The following is a 22,414-nucleotide window of genomic DNA, read 5'->3' on the forward strand; positions in this document are numbered from 1 at the left end:
TGGTGGCCGGGGCGCCCGTGTCGGTGCCCCGGCCTACCGTGGCTCCCGTGACGAACGGGGCGGAGGGCGGAGAGGGGCCGGGTCCGCCGCGCCCCCTCGCGACCACGTACGCGCCGTCGCACCCGCTCGACCTCGCCCGCACGATCCGGCCGCTGCGGCACGGGAGCGGCGACCCCGCCGCCGTCCTCGTGCGCGACGGCGCGTGGCTGGCGCTGACCACGCCGCTCGGCCCGGCGACGCTCGCCCTGGCCAGGACGCACGACGGCGTGTCCGCGCACGCGTGGGGGCCGGGCGCCGAGTGGGCGATCGCCTCGGTGCCCGACCTGTGCGGTGCCTCCGACGACCTCGAGGGGTTCGACGCGACGCGCCACCCGGTGCTGCACGAGGCCGCGCGGCGCTTTCCCGGGCTGCGGCTGACGCGCACGAACCGCGTCCTGGACGCCCTCGTGTCCGCCGTGCTCGAGCAGGAGGTGACCACGATCGAGGCCCTGCGCGGCTGGCGCCTCCTGGTGGGGCGGTACGGCACCCCCGCCCCCGCCGTCGTCGGGATCCCGACGGCGACCGCCGCGTCCGCCCCGCGACTCACCGTCCCGCCCACCGCCGCCGGGTGGCGGGCCGTGCCGTCCTGGGCCTTCCACGCGGCGGGCATCACGGAGCGGCGCTGGCGCACCGTCGTCGGCGCCGCCGAGGTGGCCCCGCGGCTGGAGAGGACGCTGCGCGCCGGTCGCGGGGGTCCGGAGACCAGCCGGCTGCTGAGGACGCTGCCGGGCATCGGGGTGTGGACGGCGGCGCTCACGACGCAGACCGCGCACGGCGATCCCGACTCGCCCGCCTACGGCGACGAGCACATCGCCCGCGCCGTGTGCTGGCAGCTCGCGCGCGAGCTGCTCCCCCCGCGCGTGGCCGACCTCCGGATGGCCGAGCTGCTCGAGCCGTGGGAGGGGCACCGGGAGCGCGTCGTCCGGCTCCTGCTCGCCACGGGGGTGGCCGCTCCGCGTCGCGGTCACCGGCTGGCCCCGCCACCGCACCGGTCCTGGTGACGGCCCGTCCCGGTGACGGGCCGAGAACGGGAGTGCAGGGGGCAGGCGCTCCCGTTCTCGGCGGCGGCGCAGCGGCCGGTCGTGGGGGACACGGGACCGGCACCGCGCGGCACCTCCAGCGTGGTCGGGGTGAGCGGTCGCCGTCAGTAGGGGGTTCCCTACAGTGAGGCGAAACCGTGCGCGAGATCGACCCCAACGCGCCGGAAGGGTGTCACGACCCGGTCGTTGGCCCTAATCTCGTCGGCAACGGGGGTGTGTGAGTGGCCGGAGAGACGGCGTTCGTGGCGCGGCAGGAGCCGCTCGACGAGCTCGTCCGCGCCTGTGCGACGGCCCAGGCACGCGGGCGGGCGTTCGCCGTCGTGGTCCGCGGGGAAGGTGGCGTGGGCAAGACCACGCTGCTCGCCCACCTGCTCGCCGCGGCGGAGGAGCGGGGCTTCTTCCTCGCTGTCGGACGTGCGGACGAGATGGACCGGGGGCGGCCGTTCGCCGTCGTCCGCGACCTCGTCGCCCGCGTCCCCCGCGAGAAGGTCCCGCCCTCGGCGCTGACCGCGCTCGCCGCCCTCGTCTCCACCCTCGGTGCCGGTCCGGGCCGGAGCCACGTCCCCGATCCCGACACGGACGCCGTGCTCGGCGACATCGCGACCGTGCTGACGGAGGTCAGCCGGCACGGTCCGGTTCTCGTCGCGCTCGAGGACCTCCACCACGCGGACGTCGCCACGCTCGCCGCCGTCGCCGCAGCGGTGAGGCTGTGCGAGTCGCTGCCGGTGGTGCTGGTGGTCACGATCCGCACGGGCTACTCCGAGCGGACGGCCGTGCTGGAGGACTTCGTGCGACGCCGGGAGCGCGAGGGGTGGGGCCTCACGACCGATCTCGGCGCCCTTGGGCACGACGACGTCGCCCAGCTCATCGGCCGGCACCACCCCGCGCTCTGCGTCGACGGGTCGCCGCCCGGCGACCTGGTGGTCCAGGTCCTCGAGCGCACGGGCGGGAACCCCCTCTTCGTCACGGAGCTGCTCCGACACCTCGCCGACCCGTCGCACCTCCAGGGCCCGATCGATCCCCGTGACGCGCTGTCGGTGCGGATGCTGAACCACGACCCGGAGGCGATCGAGGTCGCCCGGGCGCTCTCGGTCTACTCGCGGCTGCACGTCGAGGACCTGCGGTTCGCGGAGACCGTGACCGGACTGCCCGGCCCCGCGGTGACCGCCGCCTTCGACCGTCTCCTGCGGACGGGGCTGCTGACGGCTCGCAGCAACGCCTACGTCTTCGCCCACCCCCTGTTCCGCGAGGCGCTCTACGACAACCTCGGGGCCGCCACCCGGACGCGGCTGCACGGCATCGCCGCCGCCGTGATCGCGCAGAGCCGGGACCAGGGCCACGCCGTCGACGTGTTCGAGTGGGCGACCCACGTGCTGCGCTCGACCCCGCGCGGGGGCGAGGAGGGGGTCGCGGCCGCCCTCGCCGCCGCCGAGGCGGCCGCTCCGCTCTCCCCCCTCGTCGCGGCGACCTGGCTCCAGCAGGCGGCCGACCACCTCGCCGACGGTGACGGCAGGGGCGCCGACCTGCTCGCGCGCGCGGCCAGCTCGCTGAGCCTCGGGGGCGACGGCGCAGCGGCCATCGCCGTCGCCGTCAGCGCCGTGGAGCGGTACGGCGTCATCGGCGGCGGGCGGGAGCTCGCCCGCACCGCGGGACTGGTGCTCGCCGCCGCCGGGCGATTCGACGAGGCCCTCGCGCTGATCGACCGGTCCCGGGCCGCGGGAGCCGCGGATCCGGCGCTCGTCGGTCTCCAGGCCCTGGCCCACGGCCAGCTGGGTCACCGTGAGGAGGCCGCGGCCTCCTGGGGGTCGTCGACCGCGTTGCTGGACGCGGCGGCCGAGCCTGACCTCGCCCACCTCCTCACCGCCGCCCTGGGTGCCCACGTGCTCGGTCGCCCCGAGCTGCAGACGTACGCGGACCGGCTCGAGGAGATCGCCGGCGCGGTCGGCCCGGCCCTGCGGCTGGAGCTGCTGGCGTCATTGCTGCCGGGGGCGCTGCACGGTCCGGGCGGAGCCCCCGAGGCGCGCCGCCTCGTCGACGCGTGCCTCAGCGTGCGCCGCGGGTCGCCGTTGACGTCCGCCGGACCCCGGGTGCTCGCCGAGGTCGAGCTCGCGTTCTTCGACCGGGGCTGGGAGCGCGCGATCGACGACGCCACGCTGGCGCTGCGGGCGGCGCTGCACCCCGACAGCAGCACGGCCTTCGACGGCGTCCGGGCGCTCGGCGCGATCCTCCTCGACGACGCGGGTCGCCCCGGCGAGGCGGCCCGGTTCGTGGACGGGCTGCGGTCACGGGCGACGGCGGTCAGCGTCTACGTCGACGTGGCGCTCGCCCGCGTGCTGGCGGGGCGGGGTGACGTGGACGGGGCGGCGGAGCGGCTGGCAGCCCGCGTGCGAACCCTGCTCGCGCTGGGCCAGCCGACGGCGATCGGGCTGGCGCTCGACGAGCTGGTGCAGCTCGGATCCCCGCGTGCCGCCGCAGCGGCGGTGACGCTGGTCGGGCCGGTCCGCGACCTGGTGGCCCCGCTCGGCAGGCCCCTCGAGGACCTCTACACGCTGCGGTGCCAGGCCCGGGTCCACGGTGACGTCCACGCCGCGCGGGCCTGCCTGCGGATCGCCCAGGAGCAGGACGTCACGGCGGAGATCGGCCGCTCCTCGCTCGTGCTCGGCACGCTCGGCGACTCCCCGGCCGAGAACCTCCGACGCGCCCACACGATCTTCCGCGACCTCGGCGCGGTGCGGCTGGTGCGGCTGACGAGCGCCGCGATGCGCGTCCGGCGCGTCCCGGTGCCGCGGACGCGGGGGCGCGCCGGGGTGGCGCTCGGCATCGAGGTCGAGGTGGCGCGCCTGGCCGTCGAGGGGCTGACGAACCAGCAGATCGCCTCCCGGCTGAGCTACAGCGTCAAGACGGTCGAGGTCTACCTCTCGCGCGCCTACCAGCGTTTCGGCGTCGCCGGTCGGGTGGCGCTGGCGAGCGCGGTCTCCCGCGGGGAGATCGTGCTCGACGGCGGCGCCGGCTGACGGGGCGCCGTCGCCGCTCCCGCCCTCCCGCCGCGCCCGCCCTCCGGCGGTGGTCCGCCGTCGCCCTCCCTCGAAGCCCCGACCGCGCCCTTGTGGTCGCCGGCCCGCCCTGACCGCGTCCTTGTGGTCGCGATCCGGCGCTCGCAGCGACCACAAGGACGCGGTCGGCCACCCGCAGCAACCACAGGGGCGCGCCCGCGGAGCTGCCTTCCTCGCCCCGTCGTCGCCCAGCACCGATGTCAGTGGTCGGTGAGACGCTTCTGGCATGTCGCAGCACACGAGTTCTTGGGCGTGTCGACCGCCTCGCCGGGCGGTGCGGGATCGGCGCTCCACAGGTTGCCCACAGGGCCTGCAGACGGCGATCGGCGCGGTGCCGCGGGCGGGCACGAACCTGTCCACAGGGTGGGGAAACGTCGTACCCAGCCTGTGGGCCGACACGCCGCCAGACACGACATGTGGTGGTGCGTTGCGTGGCCGACCACTAGGTGTAGTGTCTGGAAGCCGGGAAGCAGTTCACCCGACCAAGAACAACATCCGTGTAACTACACGGGTCGAAGCCGACCGGGCGTCGTCGAGGGGAATCACGTGAGCATCACCGTTTTCAGCAAGCCGAACTGCGTGCAGTGCACGGCCACCTACCGTGCGCTCGACAAGCACGGCCTGAGCTACGAGATCGTCGACCTGAGCGTCGACGCCGAGGCGCTCGAGTCCGTCAAGGCGCTCGGCTACCAGCAGGCTCCGGTCGTGCTGGCGAACGGCGACCACTGGGCCGGCTTCCGTCCGGACCGCATCAAGGCGCTCGCGACGGCCGCCGCCGCCACGGGCGTGGTCGCCACGGCCTGATCGCCGCGAGGCCCGCACGGTTCCACCGGGACCGTGCGGGCCGCGCCGCGGTCGCCCGTCGTCACGACGGCGTACGCGGCACCGGTCCGTCGGCCGCCCGGCGCCGGCACCACGAGAGGGAGAGGAGCGGGAGTTGTCCATCGTCTACTTCTCGTCCGTCTCCGAGAACACGCACCGGTTCGTCCAGAAGCTCGGACTCCCGGCCAGCCGCATCCCGCTCCGCGCGAAGGACGATCCCCTCGTCGTCGACAGCGAGTACGTGCTGATCCTTCCCACCTACGGGGGAGGGGTGACCAAGGGTGGGGCCGTCCCCAAACAGGTGATCCGGTTCCTCAACGACAGCCACAACCGCCTCCTCCTGCGCGGCGTCATCGCCGCCGGGAACACGAACTTCGGCGAGGCGTACTGCCTCGCGGGGGACATCATCGCCGCCAAGTGCGACGTCCCCTACCTCTACCGCTTCGAACTCCTCGGAACCGATCAGGACGTCTCGCGCGTCCGTGAAGGATTGGCACAGTTTTGGCTACGACGCTCGCAGATCCCGGCCTGACCACCACCCACCGCTTCGACGGCATGGACTACCACGCCCTCAACGCGATGCTCAACCTGTACGGCCCGGACGGCCGGCTCCAGCTCGACGCCGACCACGCCGCCGCGCGCCAGTACTTCCTCCAGCACGTGAACCAGAACACGGTGTTCTTCCACAACCTGGACGAGAAGCTCTCCTACCTGGTGGAGGAGGGCTACTACGAGGGCGAGGTCCTCGCGAAGTACTCCCAGGAGTTCCTGCACCAGATCTGGGACGAGGCGTTCGCCTACAAGTTCCGCTTCTCCACGTTCCTCGGCGCGTTCAAGTACTACACCTCGTACACGCTGAAGACGTTCGACGGGAAGCGTTACCTCGAGCGCTTCGAGGACCGCGTCGTCATGGTCGCGCTCACCCTCGCCGACGGCGACGAGGCGCTCGTGCGCAACATCGTCGAGGAGGTCATCACGGGCCGCTTCCAGCCCGCGACCCCCACGTTCCTCAACGCCGGCAAGCAGCAGCGCGGCGAGCTCGTCTCGTGCTTCCTGCTCCGCATCGAGGACAACATGGAGTCGATCGCGCGGGGCATCAACTCCGCCCTGCAGCTGTCCAAGCGCGGCGGCGGCGTGGCCCTGCTCCTGAGCAACATCCGTGAGCACGGCGCCCCGATCAAGAAGATCGAGAACCAGTCCTCCGGCGTCATCCCCGTGATGAAGCTGCTCGAGGACTCCTTCTCCTACGCCAACCAGCTCGGCGCGCGTCAGGGTGCCGGCGCGGTGTACCTCTCGGCCCACCACCCCGACATCCTGCGGTTCCTCGACACCAAGCGCGAGAACGCGGACGAGAAGATCCGCATCAAGACGCTCTCGCTCGGCGTCGTCATCCCGGACATCACGTTCGATCTGGCGAAGAAGAACGAGGACATGTACCTGTTCTCGCCGTACGACGTCGAGCGCGTCTACGGCGTGCCCTTCTCGGAGATCTCCGTGACGGAGAAGTACCACGAGATGGTCGACGACGGCCGGATCCGCAAGACGAAGATCAAGGCCCGCGACTTCTTCCAGCTGCTCGCCGAGATCCAGTTCGAGTCGGGCTACCCGTACATCGTGTTCGAGGACACGGTGAACGCCGCCAACCCGATCAAGGGCCGCGTCACGATGAGCAACCTGTGCTCGGAGATCCTCCAGGTCTCCACGGCCTCGACGTTCAAGGACGACCTGAGCTACGACCACATCGGTCGCGACATCTCCTGCAACCTCGGTTCGCTGAACATCGCCAAGGCGATGGACTCGACCGACTTCGCCAAGACGATCGAGACGTCGATCCGTTCGCTCACCGCCGTGTCCGACCAGACGGAGATCACCTCCGTGCCGTCGGTCCAGGAGGGCAACGACGCGTCGCACTCCATCGGCCTCGGCCAGATGAACCTCCACGGCTACCTCGCTCGCGAGCGCGTGCACTACGGCAGCGAGGAGGGCGTCGACTTCACGAACATCTACTTCTACACGGTCGCCTACCACGCCATCCGCGCCTCCAACCGCATCTCGATCGAGCGCGGCACCACGTTCCGCGGCTTCGAGGACTCCAAGTACGCCTCGGGCGAGTACTTCGACAAGTACACCGACCAGGTGTGGGTGCCGGCGACGGCGCGTGTGGCCGAGATCTTCGCCAAGGCCGGCATCGCGATCCCGACGCAGGAGGACTGGCGCGAGCTGAAGGCCAGCGTCCAGGCGCACGGCATCTACAACGCCTACCTCCAGGCCGTCCCGCCGACGGGGTCGATCTCCTACATCAACCACTCCACGAGCTCGATCCACCCGATTGTGGCTCCGATCGAGATCCGCAAGGAGGGCAAGATCGGGCGCGTCTACTACCCGGCGCCCTACCTGTCCGACGACAACCTGGAGTTCTACCAGGACGCGTACGAGATCGGCTTCGAGAAGATCATCGACACCTACGCGGCTGCGACGCAGCACGTGGACCAGGGTCTGTCCCTGACGCTGTTCTTCAAGGACACCGCCACCACGCGCGACGTCAACAAGGCGCAGATCTACGCGTGGCGCAAGGGCATCAAGACGCTGTACTACATCCGCCTCCGCCAGGCCGCCCTCGAGGGCACCGAGGTCGAGGGCTGCGTCTCCTGCACGCTCTGACGAGCGCGCACGCAGACCAGAGCTGACACGAGAAGAAGGTCGACGAAACAGTGGTTGAGAAGCTCAAGCTGGTGAGCGCCGTCCAGGCGATCAACTGGAACCGTCTCGAGGACGACAAGGACGCCGAGGTCTGGGACCGGCTGACGTCGAACTTCTGGCTGCCCGAGAAGGTGCCGGTCTCCAACGACATCCCGTCGTGGGGCACGCTGACCGAGGACGAGAAGCTCCTCACGATGCGGGTGTTCACCGGACTGACGCTCCTGGACACGATCCAGGGCACGGTCGGCGCCGTCAGCCTCATCCCCGACGCGCTCACGCCGCACGAGGAGGCCGTCTACACGAACATCGCGTTCATGGAGTCGGTGCACGCCAAGAGCTACTCCTCGATCTTCTCGACGCTGTGCTCGACGAAGGACATCGACGAGGCGTTCCGCTGGTCGGAGGAGAACGACAACCTCCAGCGCAAGGCCGAGATCGTCATGAAGTACTACCAGGGTGACGACCCGCTCAAGCGCAAGGTGGCCTCCACCCTGCTGGAGTCCTTCCTGTTCTACTCGGGCTTCTACCTGCCGATGTACTGGTCGAGCCGGGCCAAGCTGACGAACACGGCCGACGTGATCCGCCTGATCATCCGTGACGAGGCGGTGCACGGGTACTACATCGGCTACAAGTTCCAGAAGGGGCTGGCGTCCGCGACGCCCGAGCGCCGCGCGGAGCTCGAGGCGTACACGTACGACCTCCTCGAGGAGCTGTACGAGAACGAGGAGAAGTACACCGAGGACCTCTACGACGGCGTCGGCCTGACCGAGGACGTCAAGATGTTCCTCCGGTACAACGCCAACAAGGCGCTGATGAACCTCGGCTACGACGCGCTCTACCCCAAGGAGCTGACGGACGTGAACCCGGCGATCCTCGCGGCGCTCGCCCCCGGTGGGGACGAGAACCACGACTTCTTCTCGGGTTCGGGTTCGTCGTACGTGATCGGCAAAGCCGTCACCACGCAGGACGACGACTGGGATTTCTGAGCCCCCGGCTCACACCCTTCTGAACGACGACGACGGCGCCGCTCACCTCCCGAGGTGAGCGGCGCCGTCGTCGTCCCGGGCCCGTGCGACGGCCCCCGGCGGGAACGCGTGTCCGTGACGTCCCGGCTCACGGCGCAGGACTCCGGCCGGGTTCCCGTACGGGGACGACCGCGACGCCGGCGACTGCGACAAGGATGGCCGCTGCCAGCCAGATGCTTGCGTAGCCGCCGGTCGCGACGAGCACGCCGCTGGCGAGCAGGGGCGCGAGGGCGTGGCCCAGATTGGTGGCGGTGTGAGCGAGGGCAAGGTCTCGGCCCGCTGGAGTACGGAACCGATCGCGCCGCGGAGCCCGCCGGGGGCAAGCGCGAGGAGATCGTCCAGGCCGCGACCCGGCTGATCGCGGAACGCGGGTACAAGCGGGCCTCGCTCGCTCAGGTCGCCGCGCAGGTCGGTCTCACCGCGCCCGGTCTGCTGCACTACTTCCCGACCAAGGACCACCTTCTTCTGGCAGTCCTCGGTGAGAGGACCAGCAAGAGCGCATCCCGGTCGCAGGTGCCTCAGGGCCGGCCCGAGACCACCGGGGATCTGGCCTCGGTGTTGGCGACGCTCGCCCGGACCGTCGAGCAGAATGCACGGCAGCCCCTCCTCACCCAGCTGCACTCCGTGATCGTGGCTGACAGCCTGACCGAGGGGCACGCTGCCAAGGAGCCGATGCGTCGGCGCTACCGCGAGGCGCGCTCGAGGGTGGCAGCTCCCCTCGCCGCAGACGCCTCCCTCGAGGGCGACGTCGACAGAGCCCCTGCGATAGCGGCACTCATCCTTGCTGCGCTCGACGGCCTGCAGATCCAGTGGTTGCTCGACCCTGACGCGGTCGACATGCAGGCGTCCTTCGCTGTCCTGGAAGAAGCGCTGCTCGGACTTCGCAAGGATGATGACGACCGCTAGCTGATGGCCCAGTGTCGGCGCAGCCAACGGCGGCAGGACCTGAGATTTTGCCGGCGCGACCGCTCGATCTGTCCTGCCCCGCGGTTGTCAGGGGTTGACGGCGGGTGAGGCCATCGCTTCGTCGAGGTAGTCGCTGAGCGATCGTGTCTGGACGCTCTCCAGCCAGGCCGTCGGGCGGCCTGAATGCAGGCGGGGGCGCAGGCGCAGAAGTTGCCAATCAGATTGACCAGAAGCTCCGTCGCCGGGCCCGGCGACGGACGCGAGACCTGCCGAACCGTGACGAGGTGAAGGCGACTGTGCCGTGAACCATCGCCGCCGGGGTCACTTCCTCCGGGCGGCGTGAGTAGCTCGGTGGTACAGGTCGTACAGGTCGACCTCCCCGTCGTGTCGAACCCATTCCTCGATCGCGACCTGGAGGCAGGTGATGGCCACGGCCGCGATGGCGCGCGCCTGGAATGCCCGGTCCTCAGAGGGTGGCAGCCGTTGCTCGATCAGGGGGCGAGCTGATCTTGCCAGCGTGACTGCTTCTCGGCGTGGCCAGCGCGCAGGGCCTCGTTCCCGAACAGGAGCGTGGCCAGCTCCAGTCGGCGTTCGGCCGTGAGGTCGATCTCGTCGAGCGCCCGGAACGCTGCCTCCAAGGAGACCCACAGATCCTCGTCGTCAGGCCGCTGCGCGAGGCGTGCTGCGATCTGGCCACCCTGCTCGGCCAACCCGCTGAGCGCGAGGTCCTCCTTGTTGCGGAAGAAGTTGTAGAGGTGTTACTACCCGTCGCTCATCGGCGCAACAGTCCCCCGTGGTCCCCGCGCGCGAAGCCGACTCGGTCAAACGACCAGGATCTCGCAATATCGGTCAGACTTGCACACTGTGCAACTCGAGCTTACGCTCGCCCTGCTAATCCACGGCAAGGACGACGTAGGAGACACACATGCACGGACGACGAACGCGCTCAGCGCTGGTGGCCGGAGTGGCCTGCGCGGCGCTTCTGGCGGGCACCGCGGTGACCGCCAACGCAGCACCCGCCCCCGACCCGGGCGCGGATCAGGTGATCAGTGCTGGGGACGTTGATGGCCGGAGCACCAACTTCAACAGCGACTGGAAGTTCGTTCGGGGGAACCCTGCCGGGGCTGAGGAGCTCGGCTTCGATGACGATTCCTGGCGGACTCTCGACGTGCCGCACGACTGGATGATCGAGCAGGACTTCAATGTCACCGCCAACCCCCTCGCGGCGCTTGCCGGTCACTTGTCTGCTGGTACGGCGTGGTACCGCAAGTCGTTCACGGTGCCCGAGGTCGCGCTCGGACAGCGCGTGTCGTTGGACTTCGACGGCGTGCAGCAGATCGCCACCGTCTTCATCAACGGCGAGCAGGTCGGCGTGCACCACCACGGCTACACGGCCTTCTCCTACGACATCACCGACTACCTGACCACCGACGGCTCCGCCAACGAGGTCGCCGTCAAGACGGACTCCCTGGACTACTCCACCCGTTGGTACGCCGGCGGTGGCATCTACCGTGACGTCGCGCTGACGGTCACCGACGCGGTGCACGTCAAGCGCGACGGCACCTTCATCACGACCCCGACCCTGGCCGACGACCTCGCCTCGCAGGAGGCGAACCTCGCCGTCGCCACCGAGATCGAGGCCCCCGAGGACGCCTCGAGCGAGGTCACCCTGGTGACCGACGTCGTGGACGCGACCGGCGAGGTCGTGGCGACCGACACCGTGAGCGGCACCGTCACCGGCGGCGAGCACACCTTCGACCAGACGATCACGGTCGCCGACCCCGAGCTGTGGTCGATCGACCGGCCCTACCTCTACGACGTCGTCTCACGCGTGATGGTCGAGGGCGAGCAGGTCGACACCTACACGACCTCGACCGGCCTGCGGACCATCGAGTTCAACTCCGACGGTTTCGCCCTCAACGGCGAGTACGTCGAGCTGCGCGGCGTGAACCTCCACAGCGACCTCGGGTCGCTAGGCATGGCCTACAACGAGAGCGCCGCACGCCGTCAGCTCGTGACGCTCAAGGAGATGGGCACCAACGCCATCCGCACCGCGCACAACCCCACGGCCCGCAACTTCATCGAGCTCGCCGACGAGATGGGCTTCGTGGTCGTGGAGGAGGCGTTCGACAACTGGGAGACGCCCCGCTTCCTGGCCAACGAGTACACCAAGTGGTGGGCCACCGACGCCGAGATGGACATGAAGGCGATGGTCCGCCGCGACCGCAACTCCCCGTCGGTCATCATGTGGTCCATCGGCAACGAGATCACCTACGGCCCCACCAGTGCCGCGACCGCCGACAGCCTCATCGAGTGGACGAACGAGGAGGACGGCTCCCGTCCCACCACGCTGGGGAACAACAAGTACGACGAGAACTCCCTCAGCATCCTGTCCAAGGTCGACGTGCCCGGGGCGAACTACCCCAACCCGCAGCGGATGGACGAGGTCGCCGCGCTCAGCCCGACCGGGACCTTCATCTCCAGCGAGGTCTCCTTCTCGATGCAGAGCCGCGGGTACTACTACGAGCCGAACCAGGTCATCAAGGGCCCGTACGGGACCGAGATGCAGGGCTCCTCCTACGACAACCACGTGCACGTGCAGTCCACGGGCGGCGGTGGCACGACCACGCACAGCGAGACGATCCAGCGCGACCGGAACAACGTCCACACGGCCGGCTCCTTCGTCTGGACCGGCATCGACCACCTCGGTGAGCCCCTGCCGTTCATCAATGGTGGTTCAGGCGACAAGACCGAGTGGGCGCGCAGCACCTACACCGGCCTGATCGACACCGCGATGTTCAAGAAGGACGTCTGGTACCTGTACCAGAGCCAGTGGACCGACACCCCGATGGTCCACCTCCTGCCGCACTGGAACTGGACCGAGGGCGAGACCGTCCAGGTCTGGGCCTACACCAACGCCGACAGCGTGAAGCTCTACCTCAACGACGAGCTCGTCGGGGAGCGCACCTTCGAGGACAAGAACTCCCCGCGCGGCGAGGCCTACCGCGAGACCGCCGACGGCAAGCTCCACCTGTCGTGGGACATCCCCTTCACCCCCGGCACCCTTCGCGCCGAGGCCTACGCCGACGGTGAGCTCATCGCCACCGACGAGGTCACCACCGCCGGCGACTCCGCGGCCATCGAGCTGACCCCCGACGCGACCACCATCGACGGCGACAACGGCGACCTCGCCTTCATCACCGCCGACATCCTCGACGCCCAGGGCACCTTCGTCCCCCGCGCCACCGACAACCTCACCTTCGAGGTCACCGGCGGCACCCTGGTCGCCACCGACAACGGCAACCCGATCAGCCTCGAGAAGTTCCAGGGCACCAACCAGCGCAAGGCCTTCTCGGGCAAGGCGCTGGCGATCGTCCGCCCCGACGGCAGCGGAGCACCGATCCGCGTCACCGCCACCGCCGACGGACTGGAGGTGGGATCGACCGTCATCCGCACCACCTCCCCGATGTTCTCCGACGTTCCCGAGGGCGTGCAGTTCTACGACGAGATCCAGTGGCTGGGTCGCGCCGGCGTCTCCACGGGCTGGGTCCAGGCCGACGGGACCCGCGAGTACCGTCCGCTGAACTCCATCGCCCGCGATGCGATGGCAGCGTTCCTCTACCGCCTCGCGGGTTCGCCCGAGGTCCAGCTGCCGGCCACATCGCCGTTCACGGACGTCAAGCCGGACAACCAGTTCTACAAGGAGATCGTCTGGCTGTCCCAGGAGGGCATCTCCACCGGCTGGGACAACGGCGACGGAACCTTCTCCTTCCGCCCCCTAGACCCGATCGCGCGTGATGCGATGGCCGCGTTCCTCTACCGTTCGGCGGACTCGCCGAGCTTCGAGGTCCCGGCGATCTCTCCGTTCCAGGACGTGTTCACCTCGGATCAGTTCTACGAGGAGATCGCCTGGATGCACGCCACCGGTGTGGCCACCGGCTGGCAGGGCAACGACGGACGGGACTACTACCGCTCGCTGGCCCCGGTCGCTCGTGACGCGATGGCCGCCTTCCTCAGCCGCTACCACGAGCTCAGCTAGCAATCAGCAGTCCTGAGAACGGCAGAGGCCTGCGCTGGTGCACCACGCCCAGCGCAGGCCGCCGCATATTTCTCCAGCGAGATGGTCAGATCACGACATGATGCGAGGTGAACGCAGGGTGGACCGCTCTTTCACACGCGCGAGGGCGTGGCGCCCCGTCTGGGTGGTGGAGTATCTCGAGGGCCACCTCCTCGGAGTATCGCCCGCTCTATCCGATCGCGGGCCCGAAGTCATCGCTCTCCTCCCCGGCCGCTTTGGGACCAAGAGCGTGGAGGCGGCCATCGCCGGCCTGGCCCAAACGCTCGCGCTCACCCGACTGGAGCGGTACCAGCGGGCAGTCGTACCCGCACGGAACTCAGGCGTGCGATGGAACCGGGCTCGTCGTCGAGGCAGTGTCATGCTCGATGAGTACGCATTCCTGACGGCGACCCGCTCCCGCGTGCGACTCGATCACGACGGAATGCTCGAGATCAGCCCCCAGCCCTCCACGCAGGCCCCGCTCCCGCTCGCGACGAAGCCACAACCTGGGTCCGCCACCGCGCCACAGGAGTCGATAGCTAGTTGAGAGAGGTCTAACGCTGGCCAAGGCAGACGTGAAGCAGCGAGGCGTACGCCGGACGCCTTCAGAGCCCCTCTGCCCTCGCACCGACTACTCGGCCAGCATCAGGCCGACTGTCGGGAGGTCTATCTAGGCGAGCGAGGCCGCAGCCTGCTGAGCACCGCGCGAGAGTGCTGAAAGAACATCGTCCATCGCCTCTGCGAGGTCGTCGATCTCTTCACGAGCCCAAAGACGCGTGACCTGATTACGCGCCTCGTTGAATGAACTTGCTGCGGCACGAGTCGCGGCTCGAGCCTGAGGAGAGTGATCTGGCGCAGTGAGGACGTGACTCACCTCATCGACCCAGAGCAGTTCGTGAACCGGGACGGAACGGTTTAGTTCATCGACTGAGTCGATCATCTCGATCAGAGCCTGCAAGCCCTGACGTCCTCGCTTCTCCACCTGATGAGCCCAGGACACCTGGGCTGTGACAACAGCGCCCCAGGGGTCAGACGTTGCGCCAGCCGAACGGACCTGCGCCAGGAGATCGGCCTGTCCCATCTGCGCCGCATACCAGAACGCGTCAGCCTTGGTCTTGAAGTAGTTGAAGAACGTTCGCCGGCTCGCGCCCGCAGCTACAACGATGTGATCGATAGTCGTGGCGTCCCACCCGTTTTCCCTGACGCAGGACAGCGTGTGTAGTGCGATCGAGTCGCGCCTGGCTCTCGCCCTTGGCCCCAGCGTCACCTCTGCGTCCACGCTCACCGGGTCAGCCATGGCTCGAGGCTATCGCTCGGGCGGGGGCGTCCTGGTCCTATCGCCTCCTCCTCTGAGCGTTTCGGGCAAACCGAGAGTCACGGAACAGCGCAGGCCCTGCGCTGTTGCTCAGTGACTGCACTGCTCGTTCGCTCGCCGACTAGGCTCGCGACTGCGAGCCGCTCGTTCCGCTCTTCGAGCCTGCGCGAGGACTCGAACAAGTTGCTAACTCAGCCGCTCCAGGGCAGACGCCCTCGTGAGCAGGCGCATGGGAGGTCGCTCCTCACAGGTCGACTAGTTCAGGGGAGACATGGGAGGGGAATCGTATCGGGAGACGGCTAGATACGCTGGGGAGGTGAGCAACCCAGCCTTCGCACTCGCCGACATCCTCGAGTCGTGGTCGGTCGGACCTTCAGGTCCACGACAGGCTCGCATGGAGGCCGCCAAGAAGGCCGGCACAAACTACAGCGACCAGACTGTTGCGGCGATGCGTGCTCTCGCCAACCTCGTGTCCGAGCTCGATGACCTTCAGGCGCGCGGGATGATTGACGTGAACGCCCGGCACGGCATCCCCGACTGGGTGAAGGCCGTCCTCTCAGAAGATTTCCCCTGGGGTGCCGGAGTCAACCGGACGACGCCCGCGATCTCCGAGGCAAGCCTTGCCAACCTTCGGACCATTGGGCACCTCATCGAGGTCTACGGGTCGACTCAGTTCCCCCGGTCTGAAGCGCTCGATGGAGTCATCGCCGCGATCGGAGACGCACGCAGTCACATCGAGGGCGCAGGGCTCGCCGACTCGACGAAGCACTACCTTTTCTCGGTCCTGGCGCGTATAGAGGAAGCGTTGACCTCCAGGAGGCCGCGCGACTACGTAGCTGCTGTCAACGAGTTTGTTGGGGCGACAGCAGTCGCTGAGGCGGCTGAGAGTGATCCAGAGCGCAAGGTCTGGTGGGTAGGCCTTCGCGACACGTTCGTGGACTCGTTCGCGAAAGCTGGCGGGCAATCCCTATGGGCGGGAACGGTTTTGGTCGCCGGGGGTGCGGTGAAGGCGATCACTGGGGGTTGATCCACCTCCGTCCCCACGGTGTTCTCGTTCTACGGTGATAGAGAACGGCATGCTCGCGGCTGATCTCGATCGCCGGCAAGAGTGCCGAAAGGGCCACTCGCACCGAGCGAACGGCTGCCTACATCACCCTGGCCACCGCCACCGCCTCCGCCACCCGGGGCGAACTGGAGCTCATCCACGCCACCGGTCACGACGCCTCCCTAAACCACCCACTGGATGAGGTGCAGCGACGCTGGACCCCATCCCCGGACGAGGCCGCAACGGACCCCGGGCGCTCCGTGAGTTCTGGCGTGCCGGACCGCCGATGGGCTGTGGTCCTACGACTCCCTCAGCAACCAGCGCATCAGCGACACCGTTCGCGCCCAGCTCACCGCCCAGATCGCCCAGCTCATCGCCGGTGACGACGCAGAGACCGGGTCGGGCCCGTCTTGATCGCGCTCCTGTGGGGAACTGTCCTGCACCGCGGCCTGACCCGGGCCCTCCGGCCAGGTCGTCGAGGCGACCTACACCGACGGCAGCATCGACACCGTTCCGTGGGACGAGCTCACCGTCTCGGACTACAGCCCCGACGTGCTCGGCGAGCAGGTGGTGACCCTCGCGCTGACTGCCGAGAACACAACGCGCGAGGCGACGTTCACCGTCGTCGTGCGCGACCGGTTCGTCGACGTCGCCGATGACAACCAGTTCGCGCTGGAGATCAACTGGCTGGCTGCCCGCGGCATCAGCACAGGATGGACCACCCCGGCCGGCCAGGAGTTCAGGCCGGTCACGCACATCGCGCGTGACGCGATGGCGGCGTTCATCTACCGTCTCGCGGGCTCGCCGGCCTTCGAGGAGCCTGAGACCTCGCCGTTCGTCGACGTGGCGCCCGGAGACCAGTTCTACCGTGAGATCACCTGGCTGGCCGAGCAGGAGATCACCACAGGATGGACCACGGCGAGGGGAGCGGAGTTCCGACCGCTCGCGCCGATCGCGCGCGACGCGATGGCCGCGTTCCTCTACCGGTACGCGGACGAGCCTGCTGTCACGCTCCCCGAGACCTCCCCGTTCACGGATGTGACGCCGAGCACCCAGTTCTACGCCGACATCGCATGGATGGGTGAGGCAGGGATCTCTACCGGCTTCCAGGGCAACGACGGGACGGCGCAATACCAGCCGCTCGGACCCGTCAACCGCGACGCCATGGCCGCCTTCCTGTTCAGGTACCAGGGCTACGAGGACCAGCTGAGCTGATCGAGCACAGCACCAAACGACGACGGGGGTGTCACCGCGAGGTGACGCCCCCGTCGTCATTGCGCCACCCTCGCTGGACCAGAGGAAGGTCAGCAAGGTCCGGGGTCGAAGGAGCCGAACGTTCGTGGGAAGCTGCAGTCTCCGCCGTGCGAAAGTAGCGCTGATGAGTGAAGATGGCGGCGACGCGTGGGCCGGCTCGGCCCCTGGAGGAGAGCCAGATAGATGCTGCTGAAGTCGTTCCAGATCTCTGACTACCGGTCGGTCCACGATAGCGGAGAGGTCGAAGTCGAAGACGCCAAGACGCTACTCGTTGGAGTGAACGAGGCCGGGAAGACGGCTGTGCTCCGAGCGTTGCAGCAGATCAATGCTCCAAGCGACACAGAGGGCTTCAGCGCACTGCGCGACTACCCGCGTTCGCGCTATACCGAGGTGCAGCGCGGGGAGAGATCTCCCGACGACGTCGTGGTCGCGAGGGCGACGTTTCGCCTGACAGATGCTGACAAGGCGCTTGTGATTGAGCACTCGCCGCTCTCGACCGATGTCGAGGTTCTGACGGTCTTCCGGTACCTGGACAACTCGCTGAAGTGGAACTTCGGTCACGCAAGACTCTTTGCAGTCCAGGACGATATCGAGAAGGACCTGGCCCGGCTCCGGGCGCATTTGGCGAATCGGACCGACACAGGCGAAGTGGTCGCAGCGCTTGACGCTCTGAACACTGGGCGTTCCGCGACAGCTCCGTTGAACGGCGTCTTCGCGACCAAGCTCACGGCCTGGCTCGCCGAGGCGTACCCGCTCATCGATGAGGACGATGAGAAGGAGGAGCAGCGCTTCGACCGCATCAAGGGGCACGTCACGCTGGCGGTCTCGGTTGCAGCTGCTGGGAAGGCCGTGCGAGCGCGGATCCCGCTGTTCGTCTACTACTCGACGTACTTCACGGTTCGGCCACGCATCAACCTCGCCGCCCTGGCAGCGCGCGAGGCGGCCGGAGACATCGACGTCGAGTACGACTTCGGCAACCTGTGTCTGCTGCGCCTGTTGGGACACACCGCTGCGGAGCTGTCGGAGCTCGCCGCCGGGGAACCTCGCCCTGAGAACTACCGAGGGGGTGCCGGCAGCGCCGAGTACCAGACGGCGATGACGGATCGTCAGGCGGCGCTCGATGACAGGCAGTACAGACTCAACGCAGCCAGCGTTGACCTGACCCGCTCGATCCGCGAAGTCTGGGGTGACGAGTCCGTTCAGCTCCGACTCGTCGTCGACGGTCAGTACCTCAAGGTCGTGGTCGTCGACGACATCGGTGTCGAGGTCGAGCTCGATCAACGCAGTGAGGGCTTTCGCTGGCTCGTTTCGTTCTTCGTGGTTTTCAAGGCCCAGGCGAGGGATAATCTCGCCAACGCGATCCTGCTCCTCGATGAGCCCGGACTCAGTCTGCACGCGCTCAAGCAACAGGAGTTCCGGAAGACGGTCTCGCGGCTCGCCGAGGACAACCAGGTGGTCTACTCCACCCACTCACCCTTCATGGTGGGCACGGATGAGCTTGACCTCGTTCGGATCGTCGAGATGACTGATCGCACGACCGGCACGCGAGTGCACACTCGGATGGTCGTTGACGACCCCCGCTCGATCTACCCTCTTCAGATCGCCCTGGGGTACGAGTTGGCCCAGAGCCTCTTCGGGCAGAGCCGGAACCTGATCTGCGAAGGTCTGACCGACATGATGTACGTAGAAGCGCTCAACATCGCCTTCACTGACGCGGGCAAGGGACTGCGGACTGGCGTCAGCATCGTCCCGGCCTCGGGGGCTAGCAAGGTCGCCTACTATGCCACCATCCTCGTGAGCCAGAACCTGAAGGTCGCGGCGCTACTCGACTCGGACCAAGCTGGAAACCGCGCCGCCGCTCAGGATGATCTCGTCCAATTACTGACCTCCAAGAAGATCCTGCGGACGAAGGACTACTGCAGCCCAACGGTCTCGCATCCCGAGATTGAGGACCTCCTGCGCGAAACCCTGGTTCGCGTTGCTCGCGACGATATGGGTTGGGACGTCACGGCCACGGCGACAGCGCAGCCTCACCGTCCAATCATCGACATCCTCACCAAGGAAGTCAGCGGCTTCTCCAAGTTCAAGCTCGTTCGGGGGTTCATCCGCTGGATCGGTTCGCATGAGGTCACCGACCTCACAGCCGATGAGCAAGCAGGGGTCGCGAAGCTGCTCGCCGCGATTAATAAGGCGCTCGTCTAGGCCGTGCGAAGTCGGCTGGGATCCGAGGGACGACCCTCTGCGGCTGTAGGGCGGGGCGAGGGAGCCTGGCGCAGCTCAACACGATTCACTGCCCCGCGGGAGGCAGCCCACCGGCAGTGGAGGAGCGCTCTAGGGGTGCTGGGCCGGTCGCTCGTCGACCTGCTTCCATTGCTCCGAAACTAGCGCCCCAATCTCACTCGGGCACACGAGACGAAGGTCGCCCATGGAGGACATCGGGACCGAACCGGGACCTGGCGCGACCTGGATAGACCCAGAAGTTGCCAAGTAGGTTGACCGTGAGTGATGCTCTCGGGCCCAGTGAGGTCTCGAGGATCGCCAGATTCTCGTCAAAGGTAAAGGCCACTTTGCCTGTCGTCTCACATGAACGACGACGACGGCGCCGCTCACCTCCCGAGGTGAGCGGCGCCGTCGTCGTCGTTCGCCGAGGTTCCGACACGGCTACCCGACGGCCCGCCGCCCAGGCTCACCATCTCGACCTCTCACGCGCCTCCGACCTGGGGCACGATGGCCGGATGACCGACGTCTCCCAGTCCCCGGCGGAGCTCTACCGCGACCTGCACCGCCACCCGGAGCTGGCGTTCCAGGAGACGCGCACGGCAGGCATCGCTGCGGAACGACTGCGGTCGGCGGGCTACGACGTCGTCACCGGGATCGGTCGCACCGGGGTGGTAGGGGTCCTGCACAACGGGGACGGCCCGACCGTGCTCCTGCGCGCCGACATGGATGCGCTCCCGGTCCGGGAGGACACCGGACTGGACTACGCCAGCGAGGTCGACGGAGTCATGCACGCGTGCGGTCACGACGTCCACGTCGCGTGCCTGGTCGGTGCCGCCGATCGGCTCGTCGAGACCCGACAGGAGTGGTCGGGCACGGTGGTCGCGCTCTTCCAGCCTGCCGAGGAGGGCGGCGGCGGGGCTCAGGCCATGATCGATGACGGGCTCTACGAGAAGGTGCCGGTGCCGGACGTCGTGCTGGGTCAGCACGTCGGGCCGGCCCCCGCCGGTGCGGTGGGGGTGCACCCGGGTTCGGCGTTCGCCGGGGCCAACAGTCTCGACGTCACGCTCGTCGGCCGGGGTGGTCACGGTTCCCGCCCGGAGACCACCATCGATCCGGTCGTGCTGGCCGCCGCGGTCGTCCTGCGGCTGCAGACGATCGTGGCCCGGGAGGTGGCCCCCCAGGAGACGGCGGTCGTCACGGTCGGGCGCCTCCACGCGGGCACCACGAACAACGTCATCCCCGACTCCGCGACCCTCGGTCTCACCGTGCGCGCGTTCACCGAGGAGGTGCGCGTGCGGATCCTCGACGCGATCGAACGGATCGTCCGCGCCGAGGCCGCCGCGTCCGGAGCTCCTGCGCCGTTGATCGAGCACGTGGAGTCCTTCCCGGTCCTGGTCAACGACGTCCCGGGTGCTGAACGCATCGAGGCTGCGTTCCGCGCGGCGTTCGGGGACGCCGCCGTGCTCGACCCCGGCCAGGTCAGCGGCAGCGAGGACGTCGGACTGCTCGCGACCGCGGCCGGAGCGCCGCTCGTCTACTGGATCCTCGGTGGAGCCGACACGCCGTCGTACCTGGCGGCCGCAGCCGCCGGCACCCTGGATCGCGACGTGCCCTCCAACCACTCGCCCCACTTCGCACCCGTCATCGAACCGACACTCACCCGGGGTGTCGAGGCGCTCGTCACCGCCGCGCGTGCGTGGCTCGCACCGGCACGGTAGCCATCCGCACGTCGGGAGCCGCGCCGTCGGGCGACCGGTCCCGCCCCTGGGTACCGTCGACCCATGAACCCGCTCGGACCCGTCGTCGTCCGTCTCCTCGCGGCCGCTGCCTCGCTCGCGGGGGTGGTGACGCAGCTCGTCATCGCGATCCGCACCGACTTCGGGCTGGTCAACTTCTTCAGCTACTTCACGACGCTGAGCAACCTGTTCGGGAGCGTGGTGCTCGTCGTCGGCGCTGTCCAGCTCCTCCGGAAGCGTCCGGGCGGTCCCGGGTGGGAGGCGGTCCGCGGCGCCTCGGTGGTCTATCTCGCCTTCGTCGGGATCGTCTTCAACACGTTGCTCGTCGGCGCCGATCTCGGAGGTCTGCTCCCGTGGGTCAACGTGGTGCACCACATGCTGCTCCCCCTGATCGTCGTGCTCGACTGGATCCTCCTGCCTCCCCGGACGCCCGTCAGCCTCCGGACCGCGATGCTCTGGGTCGCCGTCCCGGTCGTCTACACGATCTACTCGGTCCTCCGGGGTGCCGCGACCGGCTTCTACTGCTACCCGTTCTTCAACCCGGGCGCCGTCGGCGGGTACGGCGGCGTCGCCGCCTACTGCGCGGGGCTGCTGGTGGCCTTCGTCCTGCTGGCCGTTCTCGTGCGCGGAGTCGGCAACGCGCGACGTCGTCAGGTGGAGCGGCGCGGCTGAGCACCCCGCCGCGCGGCCCGGGCGGGGCAACATCGCAGAAACGCGCGGATGGCACCATGCCGCCATGCTGACGATCCGACCCGACGACCTGACCGGGTCCGCGGTGCGGGCCCTCGTCGCCGAGCACCTCGCCCAGATGCACGCGACCTCGCCGGCCGAGAGCGTCCACGCGCTCGCCGCCGACGCTCTCGTCGGGCCGGGGATGCGATTCTTCACCGCCTGGGACGGCGCGGAGCTGCTCGGCATGGCGGCGCTCAAGGAACTCGACCCCGAGCGTGCGGAGATCAAGTCCATGCGCACCAGCGCCGCCGGCCGCGGCCGGGGGACGGGGCGCGCCCTGCTCCGCCACCTCGTCGCCGAGGCCGCTGCTTCGGGGCACCGCTCGCTGTGGCTCGAGACCGGGGTCGAGGACCTCTTCCTCCCGGCCAGGACCCTGTACGGCAGCGAGGGCTTCCGCCCCTGCCCGCCGTTCGGGGACTACGTCCTCGACCCGCACTCGGTCTTCATGACGCGCGCGCTCTGACGCCGCG

The 22,414-nt window shown here is 68.7% G+C and carries 16 protein-coding genes and 1 pseudogene; 15 read left to right on the forward strand and 2 right to left on the reverse strand.

Going from position 1 to position 22,414, the window contains the following annotated elements:
- The first annotated feature begins 47 nt into the window (after nt 1–47).
- From C8046_RS12235 to C8046_RS19470, 8 genes and pseudogenes are all read left to right on the forward strand, one after another.
- Nucleotides 48–1,040 (forward strand): DNA-3-methyladenine glycosylase family protein, encoded by a 993-nt coding sequence (locus C8046_RS12235; protein ID WP_109229691.1) that lies wholly within the window; start codon nt 48–50, stop codon nt 1,038–1,040.
- Nucleotides 1,041–1,300: 260 nt separating this feature from the next.
- Nucleotides 1,301–4,093 (forward strand): AAA family ATPase, encoded by a 2,793-nt coding sequence (locus C8046_RS12240; protein WP_109229692.1) that lies wholly within the window; start codon nt 1,301–1,303, stop codon nt 4,091–4,093.
- 585 nt (nt 4,094–4,678) lie between these two features.
- On the forward strand, nt 4,679–4,936 hold the full coding sequence (gene nrdH / locus C8046_RS12245; protein WP_109229693.1) for a glutaredoxin-like protein NrdH: 258 nt from the start codon (nt 4,679–4,681) through the stop codon (nt 4,934–4,936).
- Nucleotides 4,937–5,069: 133 nt separating this feature from the next.
- On the forward strand, nt 5,070–5,486 hold the full coding sequence (gene nrdI, locus C8046_RS12250) for a class Ib ribonucleoside-diphosphate reductase assembly flavoprotein NrdI (RefSeq protein WP_109229694.1): 417 nt from the start codon (nt 5,070–5,072) through the stop codon (nt 5,484–5,486).
- Nucleotides 5,487–5,509: 23 nt separating this feature from the next.
- Nucleotides 5,510–7,615, forward strand: coding sequence for a class 1b ribonucleoside-diphosphate reductase subunit alpha (gene nrdE, locus C8046_RS12255; protein WP_109229695.1), 2,106 nt, complete (start codon nt 5,510–5,512; stop codon nt 7,613–7,615).
- Nucleotides 7,616–7,665: 50 nt separating this feature from the next.
- On the forward strand, nt 7,666–8,640 hold the full coding sequence (nrdF, locus tag C8046_RS12260) for a class 1b ribonucleoside-diphosphate reductase subunit beta (RefSeq protein WP_109229696.1): 975 nt from the start codon (nt 7,666–7,668) through the stop codon (nt 8,638–8,640).
- Nucleotides 8,641–8,754: 114 nt separating this feature from the next.
- Nucleotides 8,755–9,141: pseudogene (locus C8046_RS20230) on the forward strand (TetR/AcrR family transcriptional regulator); the annotation flags it as partial.
- Between the two features lie 51 nt (nt 9,142–9,192).
- Nucleotides 9,193–9,585, forward strand: coding sequence for a hypothetical protein (locus C8046_RS19470; protein WP_235866309.1), 393 nt, complete (start codon nt 9,193–9,195; stop codon nt 9,583–9,585).
- 491 nt (nt 9,586–10,076) lie between these two features.
- Here C8046_RS19470 and C8046_RS12270 read toward each other — a convergent pair whose 3' ends face one another.
- Entirely contained in the window at nt 10,077–10,295 is a 219-nt protein-coding gene (locus C8046_RS12270; RefSeq protein ID WP_109229697.1) for a hypothetical protein, read from the reverse strand.
- Nucleotides 10,296–10,510: 215 nt separating this feature from the next.
- Between C8046_RS12270 and C8046_RS12275 the strand changes: the two genes are divergently transcribed.
- Nucleotides 10,511–13,624, forward strand: coding sequence for a glycoside hydrolase family 2 TIM barrel-domain containing protein (locus tag C8046_RS12275; protein WP_109229698.1), 3,114 nt, complete (start codon nt 10,511–10,513; stop codon nt 13,622–13,624).
- A gap of 688 nt (nt 13,625–14,312) precedes the next feature.
- Here C8046_RS12275 and C8046_RS12280 read toward each other — a convergent pair.
- Nucleotides 14,313–14,939, reverse strand: coding sequence for a TetR/AcrR family transcriptional regulator (locus C8046_RS12280; RefSeq protein WP_109229699.1), 627 nt, complete (start codon nt 14,937–14,939; stop codon nt 14,313–14,315).
- 334 nt (nt 14,940–15,273) lie between these two features.
- Here C8046_RS12280 and C8046_RS12285 point away from each other — a divergent pair, with 334 nt between their 5' ends.
- From C8046_RS12285 to C8046_RS12310, 6 genes are all read left to right on the forward strand, one after another.
- A complete protein-coding gene (locus tag C8046_RS12285; protein WP_146197153.1) occupies nt 15,274–15,984 on the forward strand; it encodes a hypothetical protein in 711 nt (236 codons plus the stop codon).
- A 570-nt stretch (nt 15,985–16,554) separates the two neighbouring features.
- Nucleotides 16,555–17,217, forward strand: coding sequence for an S-layer homology domain-containing protein (locus tag C8046_RS12290; protein ID WP_235866310.1), 663 nt, complete (start codon nt 16,555–16,557; stop codon nt 17,215–17,217).
- Nucleotides 17,218–17,439: 222 nt separating this feature from the next.
- Nucleotides 17,440–19,458, forward strand: a complete 2,019-nt coding sequence (locus C8046_RS12295) for an AAA family ATPase (protein WP_109229702.1) — start codon at nt 17,440–17,442, stop codon at nt 19,456–19,458.
- A 533-nt stretch (nt 19,459–19,991) separates the two neighbouring features.
- Entirely contained in the window at nt 19,992–21,194 is a 1,203-nt protein-coding gene (locus C8046_RS12300; RefSeq protein ID WP_109229703.1) for an amidohydrolase, read from the forward strand.
- A 63-nt stretch (nt 21,195–21,257) separates the two neighbouring features.
- A complete protein-coding gene (locus C8046_RS12305) occupies nt 21,258–21,884 on the forward strand; it encodes a Pr6Pr family membrane protein (protein ID WP_109229704.1) in 627 nt (208 codons plus the stop codon).
- Nucleotides 21,885–21,948: 64 nt separating this feature from the next.
- The gene (locus C8046_RS12310; protein WP_109229705.1) at nt 21,949–22,407 is read left to right on the forward strand and encodes a GNAT family N-acetyltransferase; all 459 of its coding nucleotides are present in this window, start codon (nt 21,949–21,951) and stop codon (nt 22,405–22,407) included.
- Nucleotides 22,408–22,414: the final 7 nt, after the last annotated feature.

Source organism: Serinibacter arcticus, from assembly GCF_003121705.1.
Classification (GTDB): domain Bacteria; phylum Actinomycetota; class Actinomycetes; order Actinomycetales; family Beutenbergiaceae; genus Litorihabitans.

What these genes read in the sequence shown, in the direction of transcription:
- nrdE (WP_109229695.1), top strand. Translation starts at nt 5,510, where the DNA reads ATGGACTACCACGCCCTCAACGCGATGCTCAACCTGTACGGCCCGGAC.
- C8046_RS12275 (WP_109229698.1), top strand. Translation starts at nt 10,511, where the DNA reads ATGCACGGACGACGAACGCGCTCAGCGCTGGTGGCCGGAGTGGCCTGC.
- C8046_RS12280 (WP_109229699.1), bottom strand. Translation starts at nt 14,939, where the DNA reads ATGGCTGACCCGGTGAGCGTGGACGCAGAGGTGACGCTGGGGCCAAGG.
- C8046_RS12295 (WP_109229702.1), top strand. Translation starts at nt 17,440, where the DNA reads ATGCTGCTGAAGTCGTTCCAGATCTCTGACTACCGGTCGGTCCACGAT.
- C8046_RS12300 (WP_109229703.1), top strand. Translation starts at nt 19,992, where the DNA reads ATGACCGACGTCTCCCAGTCCCCGGCGGAGCTCTACCGCGACCTGCAC.
- C8046_RS12305 (WP_109229704.1), top strand. Translation starts at nt 21,258, where the DNA reads ATGAACCCGCTCGGACCCGTCGTCGTCCGTCTCCTCGCGGCCGCTGCC.
- C8046_RS12310 (WP_109229705.1), top strand. Translation starts at nt 21,949, where the DNA reads ATGCTGACGATCCGACCCGACGACCTGACCGGGTCCGCGGTGCGGGCC.